The sequence below is a fragment of the Leclercia adecarboxylata genome (assembly GCF_023639785.1).
Taxonomy (GTDB): Bacteria; Pseudomonadota; Gammaproteobacteria; order Enterobacterales; family Enterobacteriaceae; genus Enterobacter; species Enterobacter adecarboxylatus_D.
On the sequence record NZ_CP098325.1, the window covers coordinates 3932045 to 3954619 of the forward strand.

Below are 22575 nucleotides of genomic sequence, written 5' to 3' on the forward strand. Positions count from 1 at the left end.
CGAAGCCGCCACCTGGCAAAAACAATTACGGCAACCCTTGGGTTGCCGTAATTGTTTATTTAGCGGCTGTTTTCTCTTCGCCGACTAAACCTATCTTCAGGTAACCCGCCTGATGCAGCGTGTCCATTACCTTCATCATGGTTTCATAGTCGACCGTCTTGTCGGCACGGAAGAAGACGGTGGTGTCTTTCTTGCCTTCGGTCAGGGCGTTAAGCGCCGGGATCACCGACTCATCCGTCACCGGATCGTTACCCAGGAACATGGATTTATCGGCTTTAACGGACAGATAAATCGGTTTTTCCGGGCGCGGCTGCGGCTGAGTGGAAGACGCAGGCAGATTCACCTTCACGTCTACGGTCGCCAGCGGCGCCGCAACCATGAAGATAATCAGCAGAACCAGCATGACGTCGATAAACGGCGTCACGTTGATTTCGTGCATTTCGCCGTTATCGTCCAGATTTTCATTAAGACGCATTGCCATGGCGAATCAACCTACGTGAAATTTCTGAGCAGAACGGACCGGTTTCGCAGCGCTGGCGCTGAGATCCAGATCGCGGCTTTGCAGCAGCAGAACCTGAGCGGCAACGTCGCCGAGGGTCGCTTTGTAGCTGCCAATCATACGGGCGAAGATGTTATAGATCACCACCGCCGGAATTGCCGCAACCAGACCAATGGCCGTCGCTAACAGCGCTTCGGCGATGCCGGGCGCCACAACCGCGAGGTTAGTGGTTTGCGTCTGCGCAATGCCGATGAAGCTGTTCATGATCCCCCAGACGGTACCGAACAGACCGACAAACGGCGAAATGGCGCCGATGGTCGCCAGGTAGCCGTTACCCCGTCCCATATGACGGCCAACGGCCGCAACGCGACGCTCCAGGCGGAAGCCGGTACGCTCTTTAATACCTTCGTTGTCGTCGCTGCCTGCGGAAAGTTCCAGCTCGTTCTGTGCTTCGTTGATTAACTGGGTGGTCAGACTCTTCGCCTGGAAGGAAGAAGCCATGTCGCTCGCCTGATTCAGGGTGCGGGCTTCTGCCAGCTGCTGCTGCTCGCGCTTAAGACGGCGCTTGTGCGAGATAAGCTCCACGCTCTTGCTAAAGAAAATAGCCCAGGTGACGACAGACGCCAGAATCAGGCCGATCATGACAACCTTCACCACGATGTCGGCATGATGATACATACCCCAGACGGAGAGATCCGTCTGCATCAAATTATTACCCACTCGGTATCTCCAGGACGCAAATCACAAAATCTGAGCATAATAATATCAAAACAGCGTCGAATTGATAGTAGTTCTCATTAGTATTTACATAGTGCCGTAAATTCGTTTCATTTTCCTTGCGCTTACGCAGGAAAAATTTCCCGGAAACAAATTTTAAAAAATTTTCCCCTGATCCCGCACCCCTTCTCGCGACCATTTTTATTTTCGTGATAGTGTGGACGTCCAGACGTATAAAAACAGGTTGCCCAGACATGAAAGAGAAGCATCTTGATACCACCCTCGTCCAGGCGGGACGCAGCAAAAAATATACCCTCGGTTCCGTAAACAGCGTTATCCAGCGCGCTTCATCGCTGGTGTTTGATACCGTCGAAGCGAAAAAGCACGCCACCCGCAACCGGGCCAACGGGGAGCTGTTCTACGGGCGTCGCGGCACGCTGACCCACTTCTCCTTACAGGAAGCGATGTGCGAGCTGGAGGGCGGCGCGGGCTGCGCGCTGTTCCCGTGCGGCGCGGCGGCGGTCGCCAATACCATTCTGGCGTTTGTCGAGCAGGGCGACCATATCCTGATGACCAACACCGCCTACGAGCCAAGCCAGGACTTCTGCACCAAAATTCTCAGCAAGCTGGGCGTCACCACCGGCTGGTTCGACCCGCAAATTGGCGGCGGGATCGCCGAACTGATCCAGCCCAATACCCGGATTGTGTTCCTGGAATCGCCGGGCTCCATCACCATGGAAGTGCATGACGTGCCTGCTATCGTACAGGCGGTACGCAGCAAAGCGCCGGACGCCATCATCATGATCGATAACACCTGGGCGGCGGGCGTGCTGTTTAAGGCACTCGATTTTGGTATCGATATTTCTATTCAGGCGGCGACCAAATACCTGATTGGCCACTCTGACGGCATGATCGGCACTGCGGTCTCTAACGCCCGCTGCTGGGAACAGCTGCGTGAGAATGCCTATCTGATGGGCCAGATGGTGGATGCCGACACGGCCTACATGACCAGCCGCGGTCTGCGCACCCTGAGCGTGCGCCTGCGCCAGCATCACGAGAGCAGTCTGCAGGTTGCCCAATGGCTGGCGCAGCATCCGCAGGTGGCGCGCGTTAACCATCCGGCACTGCCGGGCAGCATCGGGCACGAGTTCTGGCAACGTGACTTTACGGGCAGCAGCGGTCTGTTTTCGTTCGTGCTTAATAAGCGCCTGAGCAACGACGAGCTTGCCGCCTATCTGAACAACTTCTCGCTGTTCAGCATGGCCTATTCGTGGGGCGGCTTTGAGTCACTGATCCTGCCGAACCAGCCAGAGCAGATTGCGGCCCTGCGTCCGGGCGGTGAAGTTGACTTTACCGGCACCCTGATCCGCCTGCATATCGGCCTGGAAAACGTCGACGATCTGATCGCCGATCTGGAAGCTGGCTTTGCGCGTATCGAATAGCGCAGGCCGATAAATGGACTCCACGGACAGGTTTCTGCTTATTCCTTACAGAAAAGTCTGATTTGTTGCGCCTGCGATCAAAGCCCGCCAGCGAAATAGGGAGTACAATAGCCTCATATATGCTGTTCCACAGGAAAGCCCATGGCTGTTATTCAAGATATTATCGCTGCACTCTGGCAACACGATTTTGCAGCACTGGCGGACCCGCACGTGGTAGGGATTGTCTATTTCGTCATGTTCGCCACGCTGTTTCTGGAAAATGGGTTACTGCCCGCCTCCTTTTTACCGGGCGACAGCCTGCTGCTGCTGGCAGGCGCGCTGATCGGTAAAGGGGTCATGGACTTCGCCCCGACGATGGTGATCCTCACCTCCGCCGCCAGCCTGGGCTGTTGGCTCAGCTATTTGCAGGGCCGCTGGCTCGGCAATACGCAGGTGGTGAAAGGCTGGCTGGCGCAGCTGCCGCATAAATACCACCAGCGGGCAACCTGCATGTTCGATCGCCACGGCCTGCTGGCCTTGCTGGCCGGGCGTTTCCTGGCGTTTGTGCGCACGCTGCTGCCCACCATGGCGGGCATCTCCGGGCTCTCTAACCGCCGCTTCCAGTTCTTTAACTGGCTGAGCGCGCTGCTGTGGGTGGGTGTGGTGACAACCCTCGGCTACGCGTTAAACATGATCCCCTTTGTGAAGCATCATGAAGATCAGGTCATGACCTTCCTGATGATCCTGCCGGTTTTCCTGCTGGTCGCGGGCCTGGTGGGAACGATTGTGGTGGTGATCCGCAAGAAGTACTGCAACGCCTGACGGGCAATGCGCCGGGCGGCACTGCGTTTGCCCGGCCTGCATGCCCCTCACATTCCCCTGATCCGCGCCGCATCTTCCCCCGGCGTCACGCCAAAGTAGCGCTTGAACTCCCGGCTGAACTGCGAGGCGCTTTCATACCCCACCCGCAGCGCGGCGGCGCTGGCTTTCATGCCGTCGTGGATCATCAACATCCGCGCCTTGTGCAGGCGGTAGCTCTTGAGATACTGCAGCGGCGAGGTGCTGGTCACCGATTTGAAGTTGTGATGGAACGCCGACACGCTCATGTTGGCCTCGGCCGCCAGCTGATCCACGCTCAGGTTTTCGGTGTACTGGCTCTCGATGCGTTTAAGCACCCGGCCGATCAGGCTGAAGTGGGTCTGACGGCTGACCAGCGCCAGTAACGCCCCGCCGCCCGGCCCCAGCAGGACGTGGTAGAGGATCTCGCGCACAATCTGCTTGCCCAAAATGCGCGCATCCAGCGGACGCTCCATCACATCCAGCAGTCGTTCAATGGCGCAGAGGATCTCATCCGTCAGCGTGGCGGAGTTGATGCCGCTTGCCGCTATCGACGGGCGAAACAGTTCATCTTCGCCGATCTCCATCAGCAGCTCCTGCAGCTGCAAAATGTCGATATTCAGACGAATCCCCGCCAGCGGTACCTTCTCTGTCGCGAAGGTTTCACATTCGAAGGGTAAAGGTACTGTCAGGAGCAGGTATTCGTTGGTGTCGTAACGGAAGACGCGCTCGTTGATATAGCCAATTTTGTGGCCGGAAAAGAGAAAAATGATACCCGGCTGGTACATCACCGGGGTGCGGGCGTAGGGCTGGGTGCCGTACAGCAGGCGAACGTCCGGCAGCAGCGTATTAAGATAATTTTCATTATCTTTCAGTTTGTTAATTTGTTCAGTTAGCTGCTGGCAGATGGCTGCACGTTTCATTTTTTCTCACTCCGGGTACGTTTTCCGACACCAGCAGTGTGCGCATTTTTACCCATTTTCTCCAGCACTGTGTAGAAATGGGCAAGACAACGGCAGGAATGTGCATTGAGAGAAGCGTGCGTGCTCGCCACAATGAGCACCATCAGGCAGCCCTATGGCCGCCCCGTTTTTTCACCCACCAAAGGGAACGAACAATGAACAACTTCAATCTGCATACCCCAACCCGCATCCTGTTTGGTAAAGGCGCCATCGCCGACCTGCGCGGGCAGATCCCGGCCGACGCCCGCGTGCTGATCACCTACGGCGGCGGCAGCGTGAAGAAAAATGGCGTGCTGGATCAGGTCTACTCTGCGCTGGAAGGCCTGGACGTGCGCGAGTTCAGCGGCATCGAGCCAAACCCATCTTACGAAACGCTGATGAACGCGGTGAAAATCGCCCGTGAAGAGCAGATCACCTTCCTGCTGGCCGTGGGCGGCGGTTCGGTGCTGGACGGCACCAAGTTTATCGCCGCGGCGGCCCACTACGACGAAAACATCGATCCGTGGCACATCCTGCAGACCGGCGGCAGCGATATCAGGAGCGCCATCCCGATGGGCTCCGTGCTGACCCTGCCAGCTACCGGCTCCGAGTCCAACAAAGGCGCGGTGATCTCCCGTAAAACCACCGGCGACAAGCAGGCCTTTATGAACGAGCACGTGCAGCCGGTATTCGCGGTGCTGGATCCGGTTTACACCTACACCCTGCCGCCGCGTCAGGTGGCTAACGGCGTGGTGGATGCCTTTGTCCATACCGTTGAGCAGTACGTCACCTACCCGGTAAACGCGAAAATTCAGGATCGTTTTGCCGAGGGCATTCTGCTGACCCTGATCGAAGACGGCCCGCTGGCGCTGAAAGAGCCAGAAAACTACGAGGTGCGTGCCAACGTAATGTGGGCCGCGACTCAGGCGCTGAACGGCCTGATTGGTGCCGGCGTACCCCAGGACTGGGCGACCCACATGCTGGGCCATGAACTGACGGCGATGCACGGCCTCGATCATGCCCAGACCCTGGCAGTGGTGCTGCCTGCGCTGTGGAATGAAAAGCGCGACACCAAACGCGGCAAACTGCTGCAGTACGCTGAGCGCGTCTGGGGTATTACCGCCGGGTCTGAAGATGAGCGCATCGATGCCGCCATTGCAGCTACCCGCAACTTCTTCGAGCAGATGGGCGTGCCAACGCGCCTCTCCGGCTACGGCCTGGACGGGAGTTCCATCCCTGCCCTGCTGGCAAAACTTGAAGAGCACGGTATGACCCACATCGGCGAACATCACGACATTACCCTCGACGTCAGCCGCCGTATTTACGAGGCCGCTCGCTAAGCGATTTTACGCGATTGCCTTTCGTTTTTCGGCATTTAGGCCAGGCTTAATGCACATACGCCACCGGGGGATTACCCCTGGTGGATGTCCAATGAAGGAGGAAAAATGGCAAACCAAACCGTAATCAAGCTTCAGGACGGCAACGTAATGCCCCAGTTGGGGCTCGGCGTATGGAAAGCAGGTAACGACGAGGTCGTCTCCGCCATTCACAAAGCACTGGAAGTCGGCTATCGCTCCATCGATACCGCTGCCGCCTACAAAAATGAAGAGGGCGTCGGCAAGGCGCTTGCCAGCGCTGGCCTGCCCCGGGATGAGTTATTCATCACCACCAAGCTGTGGAACGACGACCAGAAGCGTCCCGCGGAAGCCCTGCAGGAGAGCCTGGACAAGCTGCAGCTCGACTTTGTCGATCTCTATCTGATGCACTGGCCGGTTCCGGCTATCGATCATTATGTCGAAGCCTGGCAAGGGATGCTCGATCTGCAAAAAGCCGGGCTGGTGAAGAGCGTCGGGGTCTGTAATTTCCAGATCCACCACCTGCAACGACTGATTGATGAAACGGGCGTCGCCCCGGTGATCAACCAGATTGAACTGCACCCGCTGATGCAGCAGCGTCAACTGCACTCCTGGAATGCGACCCACAAGATCCAGACTGAATCCTGGAGCCCGCTGGCGCAGGGCGGCGAAGGGGTATTCGATCAGAAAATCATCCGCGACCTGGCCGACAAGTACGGCAAAACCCCGGCACAGATCGTCATTCGCTGGCATCTGGACTGCGGCCTGGTGGTGATCCCGAAATCCGTCACGCCGTCGCGCATCGCGGAAAACTTCAACGTCTGGGATTTCCGTCTGGATAAAGATGAACTGGGTGAAATCGCGAAGCTGGACAAAGGCAAGCGTTTAGGCCCGGATCCGGACCAGTTTGGCGGATAATAGTTAAAAAGCCGGGTGGCGGCTTCGCCTTACCCGGCCTACGTTCAGACGTGCAGGCCCGGTAAGCGCAGCGCCACCGGGCATTTTTACGAGGTTAACCGACCTTACGTTTTACACTCTTCTTCGCCGCCGCCCCACCGTTCGAACGCTGGTGCACAATCGGCGTATGCTTGGTCAGGGCCGGACGCGTATTGCGGTTCTGGCGACGCGCTTCGCGCATCTCTTCCACCGTTGGCGCAGGCACCAGGCAGTCGCGTCGGGAACCGATCAGGTGCTTTTTACCCATATCTTCCAGCGCCTGGCGGATCAGCGGCCAGTTTTTCGGATCGTGATAACGCAGCAGGGCTTTGTGCAGGCGGCGCTGCTTGTCACCCTTCGGCACCACCACATCCTCACTCTTATAACCAATCTTACTCAGCGGGTTCTTGCCGGTGTAATACATGGTCGTTGAGTTCGCCAGCGGCGACGGATAGAAGTTCTGCACCTGATCCAGACGGAAGCGGCGCTGTTTCAGCCACAGGGCGAGGTTCACCATGTCTTCATCACGCGTACCCGGGTGCGCGGAGATGAAGTACGGGATCAGATACTGCTCTTTCCCGGCCTGTTTCGAGTAGGTGTCGAACAGCTCCTTGAAGCGGTCGTAGCTGCCCATCCCCGGCTTCATCATCTTCGACAGTGGCCCCTCTTCGGTATGCTCCGGGGCAATCTTCAGGTAGCCGCCCACGTGGTGGGTCGCCAGCTCTTTGATGTAGCGCGGATCTTCCACGGCGATGTCGTAACGCACCCCGGACGCGATGAGGATCTTTTTGATGCCCTTCAGGTCGCGGGCGCGGCGGTAGAGGTTGATCGTCGGCTCGTGGTTGGTGTCCATATGCTCGCAAATGCTCGGATAGACACAGGAGAGACGACGACAGGTCTGCTCTGCACGCGGCGACTTACAGCGCAGCATGTACATGTTGGCCGTCGGGCCGCCCAGATCGGAGATCACGCCGGTAAAGCCCGGCACTGTGTCGCGAATGGCTTCGATCTCGTTGACGATAGAGTCTTCAGAGCGGCTCTGAATGATGCGCCCTTCGTGCTCGGTGATCGAACAGAAGGAGCACCCGCCGAAGCAGCCACGCATGATGTTGATCGAGAAGCGGATCATCTCATACGCCGGGATACGCGCGTTGCCGTATGACGGATGCGGCACGCGCTTGTACGGCAGCGCAAACACGCTGTCCATCTCTTCGGTAGAGAGCGGGATCGCCGGCGGGTTAACCCAGATGTAACGCTCACCGTGCTTTTGCATCAGCGCACGGGCACAGCCCGGGTTGGTTTCGTGGTGCAGAATACGCGAGGCGTGCGCATAAAGAACCTTATCGCTTTTTACCTTCTCAAAGGAGGGCAGCAGTACATAGGTCTTTTCCCACGGCTTAGGACGCGGCGGCTGCACCACAATGGCCTTCGCTTCGGCTTTCTTCGGCGCGACAGGTTTGTTATCCGCACAGGGCAGATCTTCGCCGTAAGGATGCGGGATCGGGTCGATTTTGCCCGGCATGTCGATGATACGGGAATCCACCCCTTTCCAGCCTGGCAGCGCCTCTTTCACCATAATGGCGGTATTGCGCACGTCGCGGATGTCGCCCACCGGTTCGCCCTGGGCCAGACGGTGCGCCACTTCCACCAGCGGACGTTCGCCGTTGCCAAAGATCAGCATGTCGGCTTTGGAATCCACCAGCACCGAACGGCGCACGGTATCAGACCAGTAGTCATAATGCGCGGTACGGCGCAGGCTCGCTTCGATACCCCCCAGGATGACCGGCACGTCTTTCCATGCTTCTTTGCATCGCTGGGTGTATACGAGGGTGGCGCGGTCCGGACGCTTGCCCGCCACGTTATCCGCGGTGTAAGCGTCGTCGTGACGCAGTTTGCGGTCGGCGGTGTAGCGGTTGATCATCGAGTCCATGTTGCCCGCGGTGACGCCGAAGAACAGGTTCGGTTTACCCAGACGCATAAAGTCGTCTTTGCTGTTCCAGTCCGGCTGGGCAATGATCCCGACGCGGAAGCCCTGGGCTTCAAGCATACGGCCGCAGATCGCCATGCCAAAGCTCGGGTGATCGACATAGGCATCGCCCGTCACCAGAATAATATCGCAGCTGTCCCAGCCAAGTTGGTCCATCTCTTCACGGGACATCGGCAGGAAAGGTGCCGGTCCAAAGCAGGCCGCCCAGTACTGGGGCCAGGAGAAGAGGTCACGATCCGGCTGGATCAGGGAAATGGCGCTCATAATGCTTCCGAAGAAAAAATAATCAAAGGGCGGCGATTATACGCTGTTCTTCTGCCATAAATGAAGGGGAGAAGGTGCCAAAATGGCGCCAGGTTAACGAAACTATCACAAGCGCTGTAAACAACCTGCTACTATGCCGCGCACTGGCGAATAACCGCTTTGACACTCAGGACTTTAAGCCGTTTCTGCTCAGCAGAACGGTGATGACGGAGAATTTTACGTTGCGAGGCAGTCACTCATCTCAGATCTCCCAGCTACAGGTCGTGCTGCATCTGTGCGGGTTTTTGGTGTTGCTCTACAGCTTCTCGATGCTGCCGCCGATGGCCATCGCGCTGGTGAATAAAGAGCGCAGCTACATGGCTTTCCTGAGCACCTTCGTCACCTTTTTTACCCTCGGCGGCGGCACCTGGCTGATGACCCGACATGCCGGGATCCAGCTGCGCACCCGGGACGGGTTTGTCATTATCGTGCTGTTCTGGTTTCTCTTCTCAATAATCAGCGCCATGCCGCTGTGGATGGATGACGTGCAGGCGCTGTCGCTGGCGGATGCGCTGTTTGAAGGGGTATCGGGGATCACCACCACCGGCGCGACGGTGATTGGCGACGTCAGCGCCCTGCCCAAGTCCTACCTCTACTATCGCGCCCAGCTTAATTTTATCGGCGGCCTCGGGGTCATCGTGCTGGCGGTGGCAGTGCTGCCGTTCCTCGGCATCGGCGGCATGAAGCTTTATCAGTCGGAAATGCCCGGGCCCTTTAAAGAGGAGCGGCTCACTCCCCGGCTGGCGGATACCTCGCGCACCCTGTGGCTCACCTATCTGCTGCTGGGGCTGACCTGTACTCTGGCCTACTGGCTGGCGGGCATGTCGTTTTTCGACGCGCTGTGTCACGGGCTCTCTACCGTCTCCCTCGGCGGTTTTTCTACCCGCACGGAGAGTATCGGTTTTTACGACAGCCATGCCGTGGAGCTGGTCGCCGGGCTGTTCTCCCTGCTCTCCGCCTTCAACTTTACGCTCTGGTATGTGGCCATCACCCGCCGCACGCTGAAGCCGTTTCGCCGCAACCAGGAGCTGAAGTTCTTTCTGGCCGCTGCCGCTATCATCATTCTGATCACCGCCTGGCAGGTGTGGCATGCGGGGATGTACAACATTCCTGACAGCCTGGTGCACGCCTTTTTCCTCGCCAGCTCGATGATGACCGATAATGGCCTCGCCACCGGCGACTATGCCCAGTGGCCCGCGCACACCATCTTCCTGCTGCTGCTGGCCAGCTTCTTCGGCGGCTGCGTCGGCTCAACCTGCGGCGGCATCAAGGCGCTGCGCTTTCTGATCATGTTCAAACAGTGCCGCCAGGAGCTGCACCAGCTCGGCCATCCGCGCGCCCTTTTGCCGGTGCGTATTGGCAAAAGCGTGGTTAACGAGCGCGTGCTGCGTTCGGTCTGGAGCTTCTTCTTTCTTTACGTGCTGTTCACCGCCTTTTTTATCTGGGCGCTGAATCTGATGGGGTACGATCTGTTCACCTCCTTCGCCACGGTCGCCGCCTGCATCAACAACATGGGGCTGGGATTCGGTGAAACCGCATCGACGTTCGGCACGCTGTCGGAAGAGGCGAAATACCTGATGTGTATGGCGATGATTCTGGGGCGTCTGGAGATCTATCCGATTCTGATCCTCTGCTCGCGCTTCTTCTGGCGGGCATAGAAACAATACGCCCGGCAGGGATGCCGGGCGGGAGAGGATTACGGGGCCGGGTTTACCAGCAGCTGCCCCACCGAGCCGCGATCCGCCATCTCCAGCGTCTGGCTGTGGAACAGGAACGGGAAGTGCGGCCAGGAAGGTTGCCCGTAATAGACCAGCAGCTCCACCTGCCCGTCGACCCAGACGGTATCTTTCCAGCCGCGGTCTTCCGGGAACGGCATGGCACCGTTGACGTTACGGATCAGGAAACTCACCCCTTCGATGTGGAACGACTGCGGCATATCGGCCCGCACCGTCCAGCGCTCCCAGGAGCCCTGCTGGGCGGTGATATCGATGCGATTCACGTCCCACAGCTGGCCGTTAATGCCCGGGTCGTCGCCGAGGCTGATATCCCGGCTGCGCACCGGCGTGCCGCTGATGATCTCCTCCGACAGCAGACGCATCGGCAGGGTATCGGTGACCAGCGGCAGCAGGCCGGTTGGACGCAGGGTTAACACCAGGGTTGAGACCAGAATGCTCGACGGCTCAAAGAAGCCCCGCAGGCGGTCGACAATACCTGCCGCCTCACCACAGGTAATTGACACCTCTTCACCGTTGGTCATATCCACCAGGATTTCGCGCCGCTCGCCCGGGGCCAGCGCCAGCTGTTTTACCGACACCGGTGCCGGTAAAAAGCCCTGGTCCCCGGCGATCACGTGCAGCGGGCGGCCATCGCTCATCTGCAGCTGATAGCGACGGGAGTTAGAGGCATTGAGCAGTCGCAGGCGCACCCAGCCGCGGGATACCTCGACATACGGACTTTGCGCACCGTTAACCAGCAGCGTATCGCCAACAAATCCGCCGCTGCCCGGCTCGCTGTACTCCGGCGTGCCGAAGTTATCCAGACGTTTATCCTGAATAATAAGCGGGAAGTCATCGACCCCGTAATGGTTGGGGATCGGCAGGGATTTGCTGACCTCATCCTCTATCAGCCACATCCCGGCCAGACCGTTGTAAACCTGCTGCGCGGTGCGGTTCGGGGTATTGGCGTGATACCAGAGGGTGGCGGCACGCTGGCGGACCGGCAGAACCGGTGCCCAGTCGGCGCTTGCGGACATCATGCGCGGGGCGCCGCCCAGCAGCGGGCCCGGCACCTGCATACCGCTGATGGTCATGGCGACGTTTTCCGCCAGGCGGTTGCTGTAAATCAGTTTGACGTCATCCCCGCTCCAGACGCGCACCGTCGGGCCCAGGTAGCGCCCGTTGATGCCCCACACCGAGGCCCGCGTGCCTTGGGTGAACGACCAGTGGGCGCGCTGCAGCGTCAGGAACAGCGGCTGTCCGCGGCGGGATTCGAGTAACGGCGGGATGGGCAGCGGCGGCTGCTGCCCGGCGGCGTTTGCCCTCAGCGGAACCGCGCCTGCACAAAGGGCGATCCCCGATGCCTGAATAAACTGACGGCGACTGAGTGACATATTGGCTCCATCTGTAAACGCACTAACAACACGGGAATTCGTTTTCCCTTTAAACCGGCTTAAACCTTGCCAGCGGCTTCTCGCTCTGCGACTTCTTTATCGAGCTCGGCGATTTTATTCAGCATTAATTCTCGGCAATGTGCCGCCAGCTCACGCACCTGATCCCTGCCATATTGACTGACATCGACCGGCGGCAGCATCTCGACAATCACCAGACCGTTACGCAGACGGTTCAGGTTTATCTTATTCGATGTATTGGAAACACACACTGGAATAATCGGAACGCCTGCCGCAATTGCGGCATGAAACGCGCCAGTTTTAAACGGCAGCAGGCCGCGACCCCGACTGCGTGTCCCTTCCGGGAACATCCAGATAGAGATTTTGCGCTTTTTGAAGTGGTTCACCACCTCGGCAATGGTGCCGTGCGCTTTGGCGCGGTTGTTACGATCGATCAGCAGGTTGCCGGTCAGCCAGTAGAGCTGGCCAAAGAACGGGATCCACAGCAGGCTTTTTTTGCCCACGGTAACGGTTGGCGGCTGCACAATTTTCGCTGCGGTCACCATGTCGTAGTTATTCTGATGGTTACCGATATAGATAGCGTTGCCATAGTTCTCTGCCCCTTCCGGCAGGCGGGTCTCAACTTTCAACCCAAACAGCGGCGCCAGACGGGCAAACATGTGGCCAAAGGTGGCAACGTGCTTTGGATTACGCGGGCTGAAAAGGCAGTAAACAGAGCCGAAGATACAGACCAGAATGCAGTAGATAACGGCAAGAATGGCACGAAAAATTAATAGCATAGCGACCTCAAAAACCCCTGACAGCTGACAATTATACTGCAACTGCTCCCGGGTAACTGCTTTGTTTTTATAAAGGATGTGTTCCGCGATACCCCCTCCTGAACGGAGGGGGAGAGGCACTGTTACTCTGCGGTGTCGCCCGCGTTACCACGATTCGGAGAGTCTATCTCCACGCGGTCAATACGCTGCAGACCACGCATCAGCGATCCTCTGCGTCCACGTTCGCCCACCACTTTCTGCAGCTCTTCCGGGCGCAGCTTGATTTTGCGTTTACCCACATGGATGGTCAACGTGCTCTGCGGTGGCAGAATAAAGAGGTGCGCCAGGCTATCCTCCCCTGCTGCCGCATCCGCCGCGGAGATGTTGATGATCTTATTGCCTTTGCCTTTCGACAGCTGCGGCAGATCGCTGAGCGGGAACATCAGCATACGGCCGGCAGCGGAGATCGCCAGCAGCATGTCGCTCTCGTTTTCAATCACCAGCGGCGGCATGACCCGGGCATTATCCGGCAGGCTAATCAACGCCTTGCCCGCGCGGTTACGCGAGATCAGATCGTTAAAGGTACAGATAAAGCCGTAGCCCGCATCGGAGGCCAGCAGCAGCTTCTGCTCATCGCCTTCCATCAGCATATGCTCAACGGTCGCACCCGGCGGCAGCGTCAGCTTGCCGGTGAGCGGCTCGCCCTGCCCGCGTGCTGACGGCAGGGTGATCGGGTCGATGGCGTAGCTGCGCCCGGTCGTGTCGATAAAGGCCACCGGCTGGTTGCTCTTGCCCTTCACGGCGGCTTTGAAGCTGTCGCCGGCTTTGTAACTCAGCCCCGGCGCGTCGATGTCATGACCTTTGGCGCTGCGTACCCAGCCGCTTTGTGACAGCACAATGGTCACCGGCTCGGACGGCTGCATGTCATGCTCGCTCATCGCTTTGGCTTCTTCGCGCTCGTGCAGCGGAGAACGTCGGTCATCGCCAAAGGCGTCGGCATCGGCCTGCAGCTCTTTCTTCAGCAGGGTGTTCATCTTGCGCTCGGAGGCGAGGATCGCCTGCAGCTGATCGCGCTCTTTTTCCAGCTCATTCTGCTCACCGCGGATCTTCATCTCTTCCAGTCTGGCGAGATGGCGCAGTTTGAGCTCGAGAATCGCTTCGGCCTGGGTTTCGCTGATGCCAAAGCGCGACATCAGGGCCGGCTTCGGCTCGTCCTCGGTACGAATGATCTCAATCACTTCGTCGATGTTGAGGAAGGCCACCAGCAAACCTTCGAGGATATGCAGGCGCTTAAGCACTTTCTCCAGACGGTGATTCAGTCGGCGGCGCACCGTATCGCGACGGAACGTCAGCCACTCGGTGAGGATCTCCAGCAGGTTTTTCACCGCCGGACGACCGTCGAGGCCAATCATGTTCAGGTTGATACGGTAGCTTTTTTCCAGATCGGTGGTGGCGAACAGGTGGTTCATCACCGGCTCCATGTCCACGCGGTTGGAGCGCGGCACGATCACCAGACGGGTCGGGTTCTCGTGGTCGGACTCGTCGCGCAGGTCGTCCACCATCGGCAGCTTTTTGTTGCGCATCTGGGTCGCGATCTGCTCCAGCACTTTCGCGCCTGAGACCTGGTGCGGCAGCGCGGTGATGACCACGGCGCCGTCCTCTTTGGTCCACACCGCGCGCATGCGCACGGAGCCGCGACCGTTCTGGTAGATTTTGCGGATTTCCGCGCGGGAGGTGATGATCTCCGCTTCGGTCGGGAAGTCCGGCCCCTGCACGATATCCAGCAGATCGTCCAGCGAGGTCTTCGGCTGTTCAATCAGGGTGATGGCCGCTTTCGCCACTTCACGCAGGTTGTGCGGCGGGATATCCGTCGCCATCCCTACGGCGATACCGGTGGTGCCGTTCAGCAGAATGTTTGGCAGACGCGCAGGCAGCATCTTCGGCTCCTGCAGCGTACCGTCAAAGTTCGGTACCCACTCCGCGGTGCCCTGGCCCAGCTCGCTGAGCAGCAGTTCGGCATATTTCGAAAGACGGGATTCGGTGTAACGCATCGCCGCGAACGACTTCGGATCGTCCGGCGCCCCCCAGTTCCCCTGGCCATCGACCAGCGGATAACGGTAGGAGAACGGCTGGGCCATCAGCACCATCGCTTCATAACAGGCGCTGTCGCCGTGCGGATGGTATTTACCCAGAACGTCACCCACGGTACGGGCGGATTTTTTAAACTTGGCGCTGGCGTTCAGGCCCAGCTCAGACATCGCATAAACGATGCGGCGCTGGACGGGTTTCAGGCCATCTCCAATAAACGGCAACGCCCTGTCCATGATGACGTACATGGAGTAGTTCAGGTAGGCGTTTTCCGTGAATTCATGTAGCGCGAGGCGCTCTGCCATATCGCTCATTAAATGGGATTCCTCAACTCAGAAACCTGCTGGTTTCAGGCAATATTGCCGCAGATACTACCTCATCTGGCGAGTCGAGTCACAAAGAAAAAGGGCCGGAATACCGGCCCCTTGATGGGTTATTTATTCAGCTTGATAACCTGTTTCACGTCGATTTCGAAATCGTTCCACTCTTTATCAACTTTGCCCTGCAGCTCCACCTTATCCTGCGGGGTGATGGTCTGGCCGTTCCAGTGTTTATTGTCGATCTCCACGTTTACCGTGCCGCTCTCATCGCGGAAGGTGTAACGGTCGTCAGACAGGCGCTCGGTGATGTTCCCGCGCAGCTTCACCCAGCTGTCGTCCTTCATATCCTTGACCTTCTGGGCCGTGGTGAGGTTGGCGTCGTTATCGACAAAACCGCCCTGCTGGGTTTGCGTCTGGGTTGCCGTGGCGGATGGGCCGTTAAACCCGCCCTGTGCCGCAAAAACCGGCGCGGTGGTGAGCATCATCATGGCAGCAATAGCAGCGAATTTTTTCATCTTATCTCTCCCTTTAATGTCGTTTCGCAGTCCATTAAACAGCGTAAACCTTAACGACTTCTTAAGCGGAAAATTTAAATTTTTTTACTGTACAGCCGGACGTGACAGAGGGTTTACTGGCGGCATCAGGGAGGGAAATATGCGCATTTTACTGGTAGAAGACGACAAGCTGATCGGCGACGGCATCAAGGCCGGGCTGACGAAAATGGGGTTTAGCCTGGACTGGTTCACCGACGGTGACACCGGCCGCGCGGCGCTCTACAGCGCCCCCTATGATGCGGTGGTGCTCGACCTGACGCTGCCAGGCCTTGACGGGCTGCAAATCCTGCGCGAGTGGCGGGACAAGGGGCGCAGCGAGCCGGTGCTGATCCTGACGGCGCGGGATGCTCTCGACCAGCGCGTTGAGGGGTTGCGCCTGGGCGCCGACGATTATCTCTGTAAACCCTTCGCCCTGATCGAGGTGGCCGCCCGCCTCGAAGCGCTGGTGCGCCGCAGCCACGGACAGGCGCACAGCGAACTGCGCCACGGCAGCGTGACGCTCGATCCTTCTCGTCTGGTGGCCGCGCTTAATGGCGATACCCTGGTGCTCAAACCCAAAGAGTTCGCCCTGCTGGAGCTATTAATGCGCAACGCCGGCCGCGTGCTGCCGCGCAAGCTGATTGAAGAGAAGCTCTATACCTGGGACGACGACGTCTCCAGCAACGCCGTGGAAGTCCACGTTCACCATCTGCGCCGCAAGCTCGGCAGCGACTTTATCCGCACCGTGCACGGCATCGGTTATACCCTGGGTGATGCATGAAACTGACCCAACGCCTGAGCCTGAAGCTGCGCCTGACGCTGCTGTTTCTGGTGCTGTCCCTGGCGGCGTGGTTCGCCGCCAGTATTGTCGCCTGGCACCAGACCACCGATAAGCTCGATAAGCTGTTCGACACCCAGCAAATGCTGTTTGCGAAACGGCTGCTGACGATGGATCTCGACGAGATCCACGCCCCGGCGCGCATGCGCGACGTGCCCAAAAAAGCGAAACACGGGCATCTGGATGACGACGCCTTGGCCTTCGCCATCTACACCCCCGACGGCAAAATGGTGCTGAACGACGGCGAGAACGGACGCGACATTCCGTACCACTATCGCCGGGAGGGCTTCGACAACGGGCGGCTGGACGACGATAACGACGAATGGCGATTCTTATGGCTCACCTCACCGGACGGCAAGTACCGGGTGGTGGTCGGTCAGGAGCGGGAGTACCGTCAGGAGATGGCGCTGGACGTGGTGCGCTCGCAGCTCACGCCGTGGCTGGTAGCGCTGCCGGTGATGCTGCTGTTGCTTATCGTGCTGCTGAGCCGTGAACTCTGGCCGCTGAAAAAACTGGCGCAAACCCTGCGCACCCGCTCGCCGGACGCCACCGACCGGCTGGTGACGCGCGGCGTACCGGTTGAAGTTCGCCCGCTGCTTGACGCGTTGAATCATCTCTTCGCCCGCACCCAGGAGATGATGGCTCGCGAGCGCCGTTTTACCTCGGACGCCGCCCACGAGCTGCGCAGCCCCCTCACCGCCCTGAAAGTGCAGACCGAGGTGGCGCAGCTGTCGCTGGACGATCCCGAAGCGCAGGCGAAAGCCCTGACTCAGCTGCATGCCGGTATCGACCGGGCCTCGCGACTGGTTGAGCAGCTCCTGACGCTGTCGCGCCTGGATTCGCTGGAGAACCTCGATGACGTGGAGTCCCTGAATCTGGCCGATCTGCTTCAGTCCGCGATGATGGATAGCTATTATTCCGCCCGGCAGGCCGGGATCGAGCTGCGCCTGAATCTCAACGCCCCACAGGTCACCCGCCCCGGCCAGCAGCTGTTGCTGAGCCTGCTGGTGCGAAACCTGCTGGATAACGCCGTGCGCTACAGCCCGCGCGGCAGCGTGGTGGAGGTGATCCTTGATAGCCGCAGTTTTACCGTGCGTGACAACGGGCCGGGTATTGCCCCCGACGTGCTGACGCGGCTCGGCGAACGCTTCTATCGCCCGCCAGGGCAGGAGCAAACCGGCAGCGGGCTGGGGTTATCCATCGTGAAGCGTATTGCCGCCCTGCACCGGATGACCGTCACGCTCAGGAATGCGCCGGAAGGCGGGTTTGCCGTCACCCTCGGCTGGTAGGGATTATTGCATTTTTAGCAAAAGACTTTGCACATTCTGCTCATTTTACCGCACCGCTGTCGCGCGTAGAATGGCCCTCAGACTCGCTACTCTGAGGACAACTTAATGAGCAATATTCTGATTATCAACGGCGCGAAAAAATTCGCCCACTCCAATGGTCAACTGAATGACACCCTGACCGAGGTCGCGGACGGTTTCCTGCGCGACGCCGGGCATGATGTTAAAGTCGTGCGCACCGACGGCGAGTACGATATCCAGGCTGAAGTGCAGAACTTCCTCTGGGCGGACGTCGTTATCTGGCAGATGCCTGGCTGGTGGATGGGCGCGCCCTGGACCGTGAAAAAGTACATGGACGACGTCTTTACCGAAGGGCACGGCTCACTGTACGCCAGCGATGGCCGCACCCGTTCAGACGCCTCGAAGAAGTACGGTTCCGGCGGCCTGATCCAGGGCAAAAAATATATGCTCTCCCTGACCTGGAACGCCCCGATAGAGGCTTTCACCGAAGAAGACCAGTTCTTTGAAGGCGTGGGCGTAGACGGTGCCTATCTTCCGTTCCATAAAGCGAATCAGTTTCTGGGCATGACCGCGCTGCCAACCTTTATCGTCAATGACGTAATTAAAATGCCTGATGTCCCGCGCTATATCGCAGAATATCGCAAGCATCTGGCTGAGATTTTTGCTTAACTGGTAGCCTGGAATTAGAAGGAGTTAACCATGCTTACCGTTATTGCTGAAATCCGTACCCGTCCTGGACAACATCACCGCCAGGCGGTGCTGGATCAGTTCGCGAAAATTATCCCGACCGTTCTTAAAGAAGCCGGTTGCCACGGCTACGCGCCGATGGTGGACGCCGCCGCAGGCGTCAGCTTCCAGGCGACCGCCCCGGACTCAATCATCATGGTTGAGCAGTGGGAAACCGTGGCGCACCTCGAAGCGCATCTGCAAACCCCGCACATGAAGGCGTGGAGCGAGGCGGTGAAAGGTGACGTTCTGGAAACCCATATTCGTATCCTCGAACCAGCACTTTAAGAATATGCCTACCTGATCCTCTCTTTTTCGGAGAGGATCTGCCTTATGACCCTCCACCTTCCCTGCTATGCTTACTTCGGTACTTATTTTTCACTGGAGAAAAGGAATGGGAATTTTTAACTTTGTTAAAGAGGCAGGTGAAAAGCTGTGGGACAATCTGACCGATCACAAAGGTCAAAGCGATAAAGTCTCAGAGCATCTGAAAAAGCTCAATTTACCGGGCGCCGATAAGGTGCAGGTTAATGTTACCGACGGTAAGGCCGTGGTGACGGGTGACGGACTCACCCAGGAGCAGAAAGAAAAAATCCAGGTCGCGGTGGGGAATATCGCCGGGGTCAGCGAGGTGGAAAACAGCATTACCGCCACTGACACCCAGCATGAAGCCACCTACTACACGGTTAAATCGGGCGATACACTGAGCGCCATCTCCAAAACCGTGTACGGCGATGCGTCAAAGTACAACAAAATCTTTGAAGCCAACCGCCCTATGCTCTCCAGCCCCGATAAAATTTATCCGGGGCAGACGCTGCGTATCCCTGAAGCCTGATAGCGTCGTGATGACGTGATGAAAATAGCCTGTCTGGGCTGGGGCTCGTTGATATGGAAAAGCGGCCCGCTTACCGTCGCCGGGGAGTGGAAAACCGACGGTCCGTCGCTGCCCGTGGAATTTTGTCGGGTCAGCGACGGCGGCGAACTGGCTACCGCCATCTGCATGAACGCTCCTGCCGTTCCGGTGCTGTGGGCGTGGCTGAACGCCGAAACGCTGAACCAGGCCTGCCAGGCGCTGCGCGAACGGGAGGGTATTCCTGATGATCGCTGCGACGGGATCGGCTCATTGACGATCGCCGGGCGTCATACCGGAGTGCTATCCAGATGGGCGGTGGAGAAAGGTATCGACGCCGTGATCTGGACCGGCCTGCCGCCGAGGAGCGCCTCGCTGGAGGGTCGGGTCCCCACGGCGAACGAGGCCATCGCTTATCTGGATAACCTCCGCGGCGATGTGCGGAGCCACGCGCGGGACTATTTTAACCGGGTGCCCGCGCAAATCGACACCCCTTATCGACGGGTCATTACAGAAGTGCTGGGGTGGTGACAAGCCACCCCACTATTTTTACCAGTACAGTTTCCAGCTCTGGGTAAAGCGCACCAGCGCTTCGACGTAGAAGTAATCCCCCCAGCTTGCACACTCATCCACGCCTTTATTGCTGGCGAGGTGATAGACCGAGTGCTTCAGCACGCCGTTGCCCTTCTCCTCTTTCCCCATCAGATAGTGCTTCGTCAGCGACGACATAATGCCTTTCGCCCACGCCAGATAGCGCGTCCGGTCGGGGTCGGTTACCGGCAGGTGCTTCACCAGCTCCAGCAGGCCGCAGACCGCGATTGCCGCCGAAGAGGAATCCCGCAGCGCATCGGTGCCCACCAGCGCCAGATCCCAGTGGCAGACGTAATCTTCCGGCAGACGATTCAGGAAGTAGTTCGCCAGCCGCTTCGACAGGGCAATCATCGTCTCGTCGCCGGTGTAGATGTAGCTCAGCAGAAAGCCGTAAATCCCCCACGCCTGGCCGCGGGACCAGCAGGAGTCATCCGCATAGCCCTGCTGGGTATTGCCGTAGCGCGGCGCGCCGGTGACCACATCCATATAGTAGGTGTGGAAGGTGGAGGCATCGTCACGAATCAGACAGGTCGCGGCCTGCATTACGTGAGCTTTAGCAGCCTCGGCAAAGCGCGGATCCCCGGTCTGCTCCGTCGCCCAGTAGAGCAGCGGCAGGTTCATGTTGCAGTCGATGATCATCCGTCCGGCCTGTTCCGGATCGGACAGATCGCCCCAGGCCTGGATGATCTTTGCCTTCTCGTGGAAGCGCTCCAGCAGGGCTTCTGCCGCCAGCAGTGAGAAGCCGCGCGCTTCGCGGTTACCGGTCAGGCGCCAGTCTGCCATGCAGGAGAGCGTATACAGAAAGCCAAGATCGTGGGTATTGGTGTCGCTGCGCCCGGCGATGCGCAGGCCAAATGAGCGGGTGTGCTTCCGGGCCATCGCGCGGAACCTTTCGTCGCCGCTCATCTCCCACGCCAGCCACAGCTGCCCGGTCCAGAAGCTGGTGGTCCACTCGACGTTATCGGTCAGCGGATAGGATCCCTGCTGGCAGGTTTCTGCCGGGAACTTGTCGCCGAATTCCGTTAAATGACGGCTAATCAGGTCGAGGATGTGGCGGCGCGCCGAGCTTAATTCATCGCTAAAGGCATGTTCATCCACGGGCACAGGAATATCGCCCAGACGCTCCTCAGTGATACGACTTAACATAATTCGGTTCCTTCTTTGACGGCGTAAATTAATGGTGTTCTGCAACGTTCAGCGTTTTTGCCCCGCGCCATTTGCTCTGGCAGGCGGATAACGTGAAGGCGGAAATCAGGGTAAAGGTCAGCGCCGTGGCGCCCATGATGATATAGGTTTGCTCAAAGCCGATGCGGTCATACATATATCCCGCAGGGGAAGAGACCACGACGTTGCCGACGTAAAGCATCGCCTGATAGCCCAACAGATACATGGTGGCATTGACGCGTTTATCGAAATGCTCGGCGATATATTTAAAGACCGACACCAGCAGAAGACAGATTTCCAGGCCGTAGAGCGGCTTGAGGACGGAAATAAGCAGGTGCGAATCGCACATCCCGGAAATAATCAGCCGCGCCCCGACAATCAGGCCGACGATCAATAACCCGCGTTTGGCCCCAATAAAGTTCACGAACAGCGGGATCACCATATACATGACGAATTCCATCCCCGACTGCACGGTACCCAGATAACCAAACACCGCGTTACCCTGATGCACATCATCGAAGAAGGTGACGAAATAGCGCGAGAACTGCTGCTCGGCGATAAACATCATCCACGCCACGCCCGCCACATACAGGCAGAAGGCCCAGAACTTGCGGCTGCGCAGTAAGGCATAGACATCCGCTGGGGCAATTTTCTCTTTGGTCAGTACCTCACCGGCGTGGGCCGAGTTGGTATTCACCTTCAGGCTCAGCAGGACAATCAGCATGATCACCGACGCCACGCTGCCCATAATAAAGTTGTACGCCGGAGAGAGGTTAAACAGCAGGCCGGAAAACGAGGAGGCCACCGCCCAGCCGAGCGAGCCCCACATGCGGATCTGGCCAAATTCCATGCCGTTCAGACGGCTGAAACGGTCGGAATAGGATTCACAGGCCGCGACGCCCGCATACCACGCGAAACTTAAATAGAGCGCGCCGATAATAATCCCCAGCATGGTGTTGGACATTAACAGCGGCTGATAAACGTAAATAAAGAACGGCGCCATCAGGGCGGACATCGCCACCACGAAATAGAGCAGGTATTTGCTCATGCCGATCTTATCCAGAATATAGCCGTAGATCGGTTTCAGAATAACGGAGAAGATGCCGTTCACCGCAAATACCGTACCGATGACCGAGCCGCTGAGATTCGCTTTTTGCCCAAGCCAGATTGCCAGCAGGCCAATACTGGCTGACCAGGTAAAGAAATAGAGAAAAATAAAACTGCTGATTTTGTAATATTCAGTTTTGTTACTCATACCATCCTCGCCGATATTCAGG

Annotated in this window: 21 protein-coding genes; 11 read left to right on the plus strand and 10 right to left on the minus strand. The window is 58.3% G+C overall.

The features are described 5' to 3' along the window. Positions 1 to 55: 55 nt before the first annotated feature. Together exbD and exbB are read right to left on the minus strand one after the other, a co-directional pair. Positions 56 to 481 carry a TonB system transport protein ExbD gene (gene exbD / locus NB069_RS18535; protein ID WP_250585939.1) on the minus strand — a complete coding sequence of 142 codons (426 nt, stop codon included), beginning with the start codon at positions 479 to 481 and terminating at the stop codon, positions 56 to 58. A gap of 6 nt (positions 482 to 487) precedes the next feature. Further along, complete coding sequence (gene exbB / locus NB069_RS18540; RefSeq protein ID WP_250585941.1) at positions 488 to 1219, minus strand: tol-pal system-associated acyl-CoA thioesterase; 732 nt, start codon at positions 1217 to 1219, stop codon at positions 488 to 490. A gap of 251 nt (positions 1220 to 1470) precedes the next feature. Between exbB and metC the strand changes: the two genes are divergently transcribed. Both metC and yghB read left to right on the plus strand, forming a co-directional pair. Then, positions 1471 to 2658 carry a cystathionine beta-lyase gene (gene metC, locus NB069_RS18545; protein WP_250585943.1) on the plus strand — a complete coding sequence of 396 codons (1188 nt, stop codon included), beginning with the start codon at positions 1471 to 1473 and terminating at the stop codon, positions 2656 to 2658. Between the two features lie 141 nt (positions 2659 to 2799). After that, positions 2800 to 3459, plus strand: a complete 660-nt coding sequence (gene yghB, locus NB069_RS18550; protein ID WP_250585945.1) for a DedA family general envelope maintenance protein YghB — start codon at positions 2800 to 2802, stop codon at positions 3457 to 3459. A 47-nt stretch (positions 3460 to 3506) separates the two neighbouring features. Here yghB and NB069_RS18555 read toward each other — a convergent pair whose 3' ends face one another. Continuing rightward, positions 3507 to 4397, minus strand: coding sequence for an AraC family transcriptional regulator (locus tag NB069_RS18555; protein ID WP_250585947.1), 891 nt, complete (start codon positions 4395 to 4397; stop codon positions 3507 to 3509). 194 nt (positions 4398 to 4591) lie between these two features. Here NB069_RS18555 and yqhD point away from each other — a divergent pair, with 194 nt between their 5' ends. Continuing rightward, positions 4592 to 5755 (plus strand): alcohol dehydrogenase, encoded by a 1164-nt coding sequence (gene yqhD / locus NB069_RS18560; RefSeq protein ID WP_250585949.1) that lies wholly within the window; start codon positions 4592 to 4594, stop codon positions 5753 to 5755. A 105-nt stretch (positions 5756 to 5860) separates the two neighbouring features. Next, on the plus strand, positions 5861 to 6688 hold the full coding sequence (gene dkgA / locus NB069_RS18565) for a 2,5-didehydrogluconate reductase DkgA (protein WP_250585951.1): 828 nt from the start codon (positions 5861 to 5863) through the stop codon (positions 6686 to 6688). Between the two features lie 94 nt (positions 6689 to 6782). Here dkgA and NB069_RS18570 read toward each other — a convergent pair whose 3' ends face one another. Then, the gene (locus NB069_RS18570) at positions 6783 to 8957 is read right to left on the minus strand and encodes a YgiQ family radical SAM protein (protein WP_250585953.1); all 2175 of its coding nucleotides are present in this window, start codon (positions 8955 to 8957) and stop codon (positions 6783 to 6785) included. Positions 8958 to 9160: 203 nt separating this feature from the next. Here NB069_RS18570 and NB069_RS18575 point away from each other — a divergent pair, with 203 nt between their 5' ends. Further along, positions 9161 to 10654, plus strand: a complete 1494-nt coding sequence (locus tag NB069_RS18575; protein WP_250585955.1) for a TrkH family potassium uptake protein — start codon at positions 9161 to 9163, stop codon at positions 10652 to 10654. Positions 10655 to 10692: 38 nt separating this feature from the next. Here NB069_RS18575 and ftsP read toward each other — a convergent pair whose 3' ends face one another. The 4 genes from ftsP to NB069_RS18595 form a co-directional block, all read right to left on the minus strand. Then, the gene (gene ftsP, locus NB069_RS18580; protein WP_250585957.1) at positions 10693 to 12105 is read right to left on the minus strand and encodes a cell division protein FtsP; all 1413 of its coding nucleotides are present in this window, start codon (positions 12103 to 12105) and stop codon (positions 10693 to 10695) included. 59 nt (positions 12106 to 12164) lie between these two features. Further along, on the minus strand, positions 12165 to 12902 hold the full coding sequence (gene plsC, locus NB069_RS18585) for a 1-acylglycerol-3-phosphate O-acyltransferase (protein WP_250585959.1): 738 nt from the start codon (positions 12900 to 12902) through the stop codon (positions 12165 to 12167). Between the two features lie 122 nt (positions 12903 to 13024). Continuing rightward, positions 13025 to 15283: a DNA topoisomerase IV subunit A gene (gene parC / locus NB069_RS18590; RefSeq protein ID WP_250585961.1), complete on the minus strand. Its 2259-nt coding sequence runs from the start codon at positions 15281 to 15283 to the stop codon at positions 13025 to 13027. A gap of 119 nt (positions 15284 to 15402) precedes the next feature. Further along, positions 15403 to 15804 carry a YgiW/YdeI family stress tolerance OB fold protein gene (locus NB069_RS18595; RefSeq protein WP_250585963.1) on the minus strand — a complete coding sequence of 134 codons (402 nt, stop codon included), beginning with the start codon at positions 15802 to 15804 and terminating at the stop codon, positions 15403 to 15405. A gap of 139 nt (positions 15805 to 15943) precedes the next feature. Here NB069_RS18595 and qseB point away from each other — a divergent pair, with 139 nt between their 5' ends. From qseB to NB069_RS18625, 6 genes are all read left to right on the plus strand, one after another. Further along, positions 15944 to 16603 carry a quorum sensing response regulator transcription factor QseB gene (qseB, locus tag NB069_RS18600; RefSeq protein WP_250585965.1) on the plus strand — a complete coding sequence of 220 codons (660 nt, stop codon included), beginning with the start codon at positions 15944 to 15946 and terminating at the stop codon, positions 16601 to 16603. After that, positions 16600 to 17949, plus strand: a complete 1350-nt coding sequence (gene qseC, locus NB069_RS18605) for a quorum sensing histidine kinase QseC (RefSeq protein WP_250585967.1) — start codon at positions 16600 to 16602, stop codon at positions 17947 to 17949. The genes qseB and qseC overlap by 4 nt, the downstream gene beginning before the upstream one ends. Before the next feature lie 105 nt (positions 17950 to 18054). Further along, on the plus strand, positions 18055 to 18636 hold the full coding sequence (locus NB069_RS18610; RefSeq protein WP_250585969.1) for an NAD(P)H-dependent oxidoreductase: 582 nt from the start codon (positions 18055 to 18057) through the stop codon (positions 18634 to 18636). 30 nt (positions 18637 to 18666) lie between these two features. Continuing rightward, positions 18667 to 18981 (plus strand): putative quinol monooxygenase, encoded by a 315-nt coding sequence (locus NB069_RS18615; RefSeq protein ID WP_250585971.1) that lies wholly within the window; start codon positions 18667 to 18669, stop codon positions 18979 to 18981. Between the two features lie 106 nt (positions 18982 to 19087). Further along, complete coding sequence (gene lysM / locus NB069_RS18620) at positions 19088 to 19528, plus strand: peptidoglycan-binding protein LysM (protein WP_250585973.1); 441 nt, start codon at positions 19088 to 19090, stop codon at positions 19526 to 19528. An 18-nt stretch (positions 19529 to 19546) separates the two neighbouring features. Then, positions 19547 to 20074, plus strand: coding sequence for a hypothetical protein (locus tag NB069_RS18625; RefSeq protein ID WP_250585975.1), 528 nt, complete (start codon positions 19547 to 19549; stop codon positions 20072 to 20074). A gap of 18 nt (positions 20075 to 20092) precedes the next feature. Here NB069_RS18625 and NB069_RS18630 read toward each other — a convergent pair whose 3' ends face one another. Beyond that, a complete protein-coding gene (locus NB069_RS18630; RefSeq protein ID WP_250585977.1) occupies positions 20093 to 21280 on the minus strand; it encodes a glycoside hydrolase family 88 protein in 1188 nt (395 codons plus the stop codon). Positions 21281 to 21308: 28 nt separating this feature from the next. Then, a complete protein-coding gene (locus NB069_RS18635; protein ID WP_250585979.1) occupies positions 21309 to 22553 on the minus strand; it encodes an oligosaccharide MFS transporter in 1245 nt (414 codons plus the stop codon). Positions 22554 to 22575: the final 22 nt, after the last annotated feature.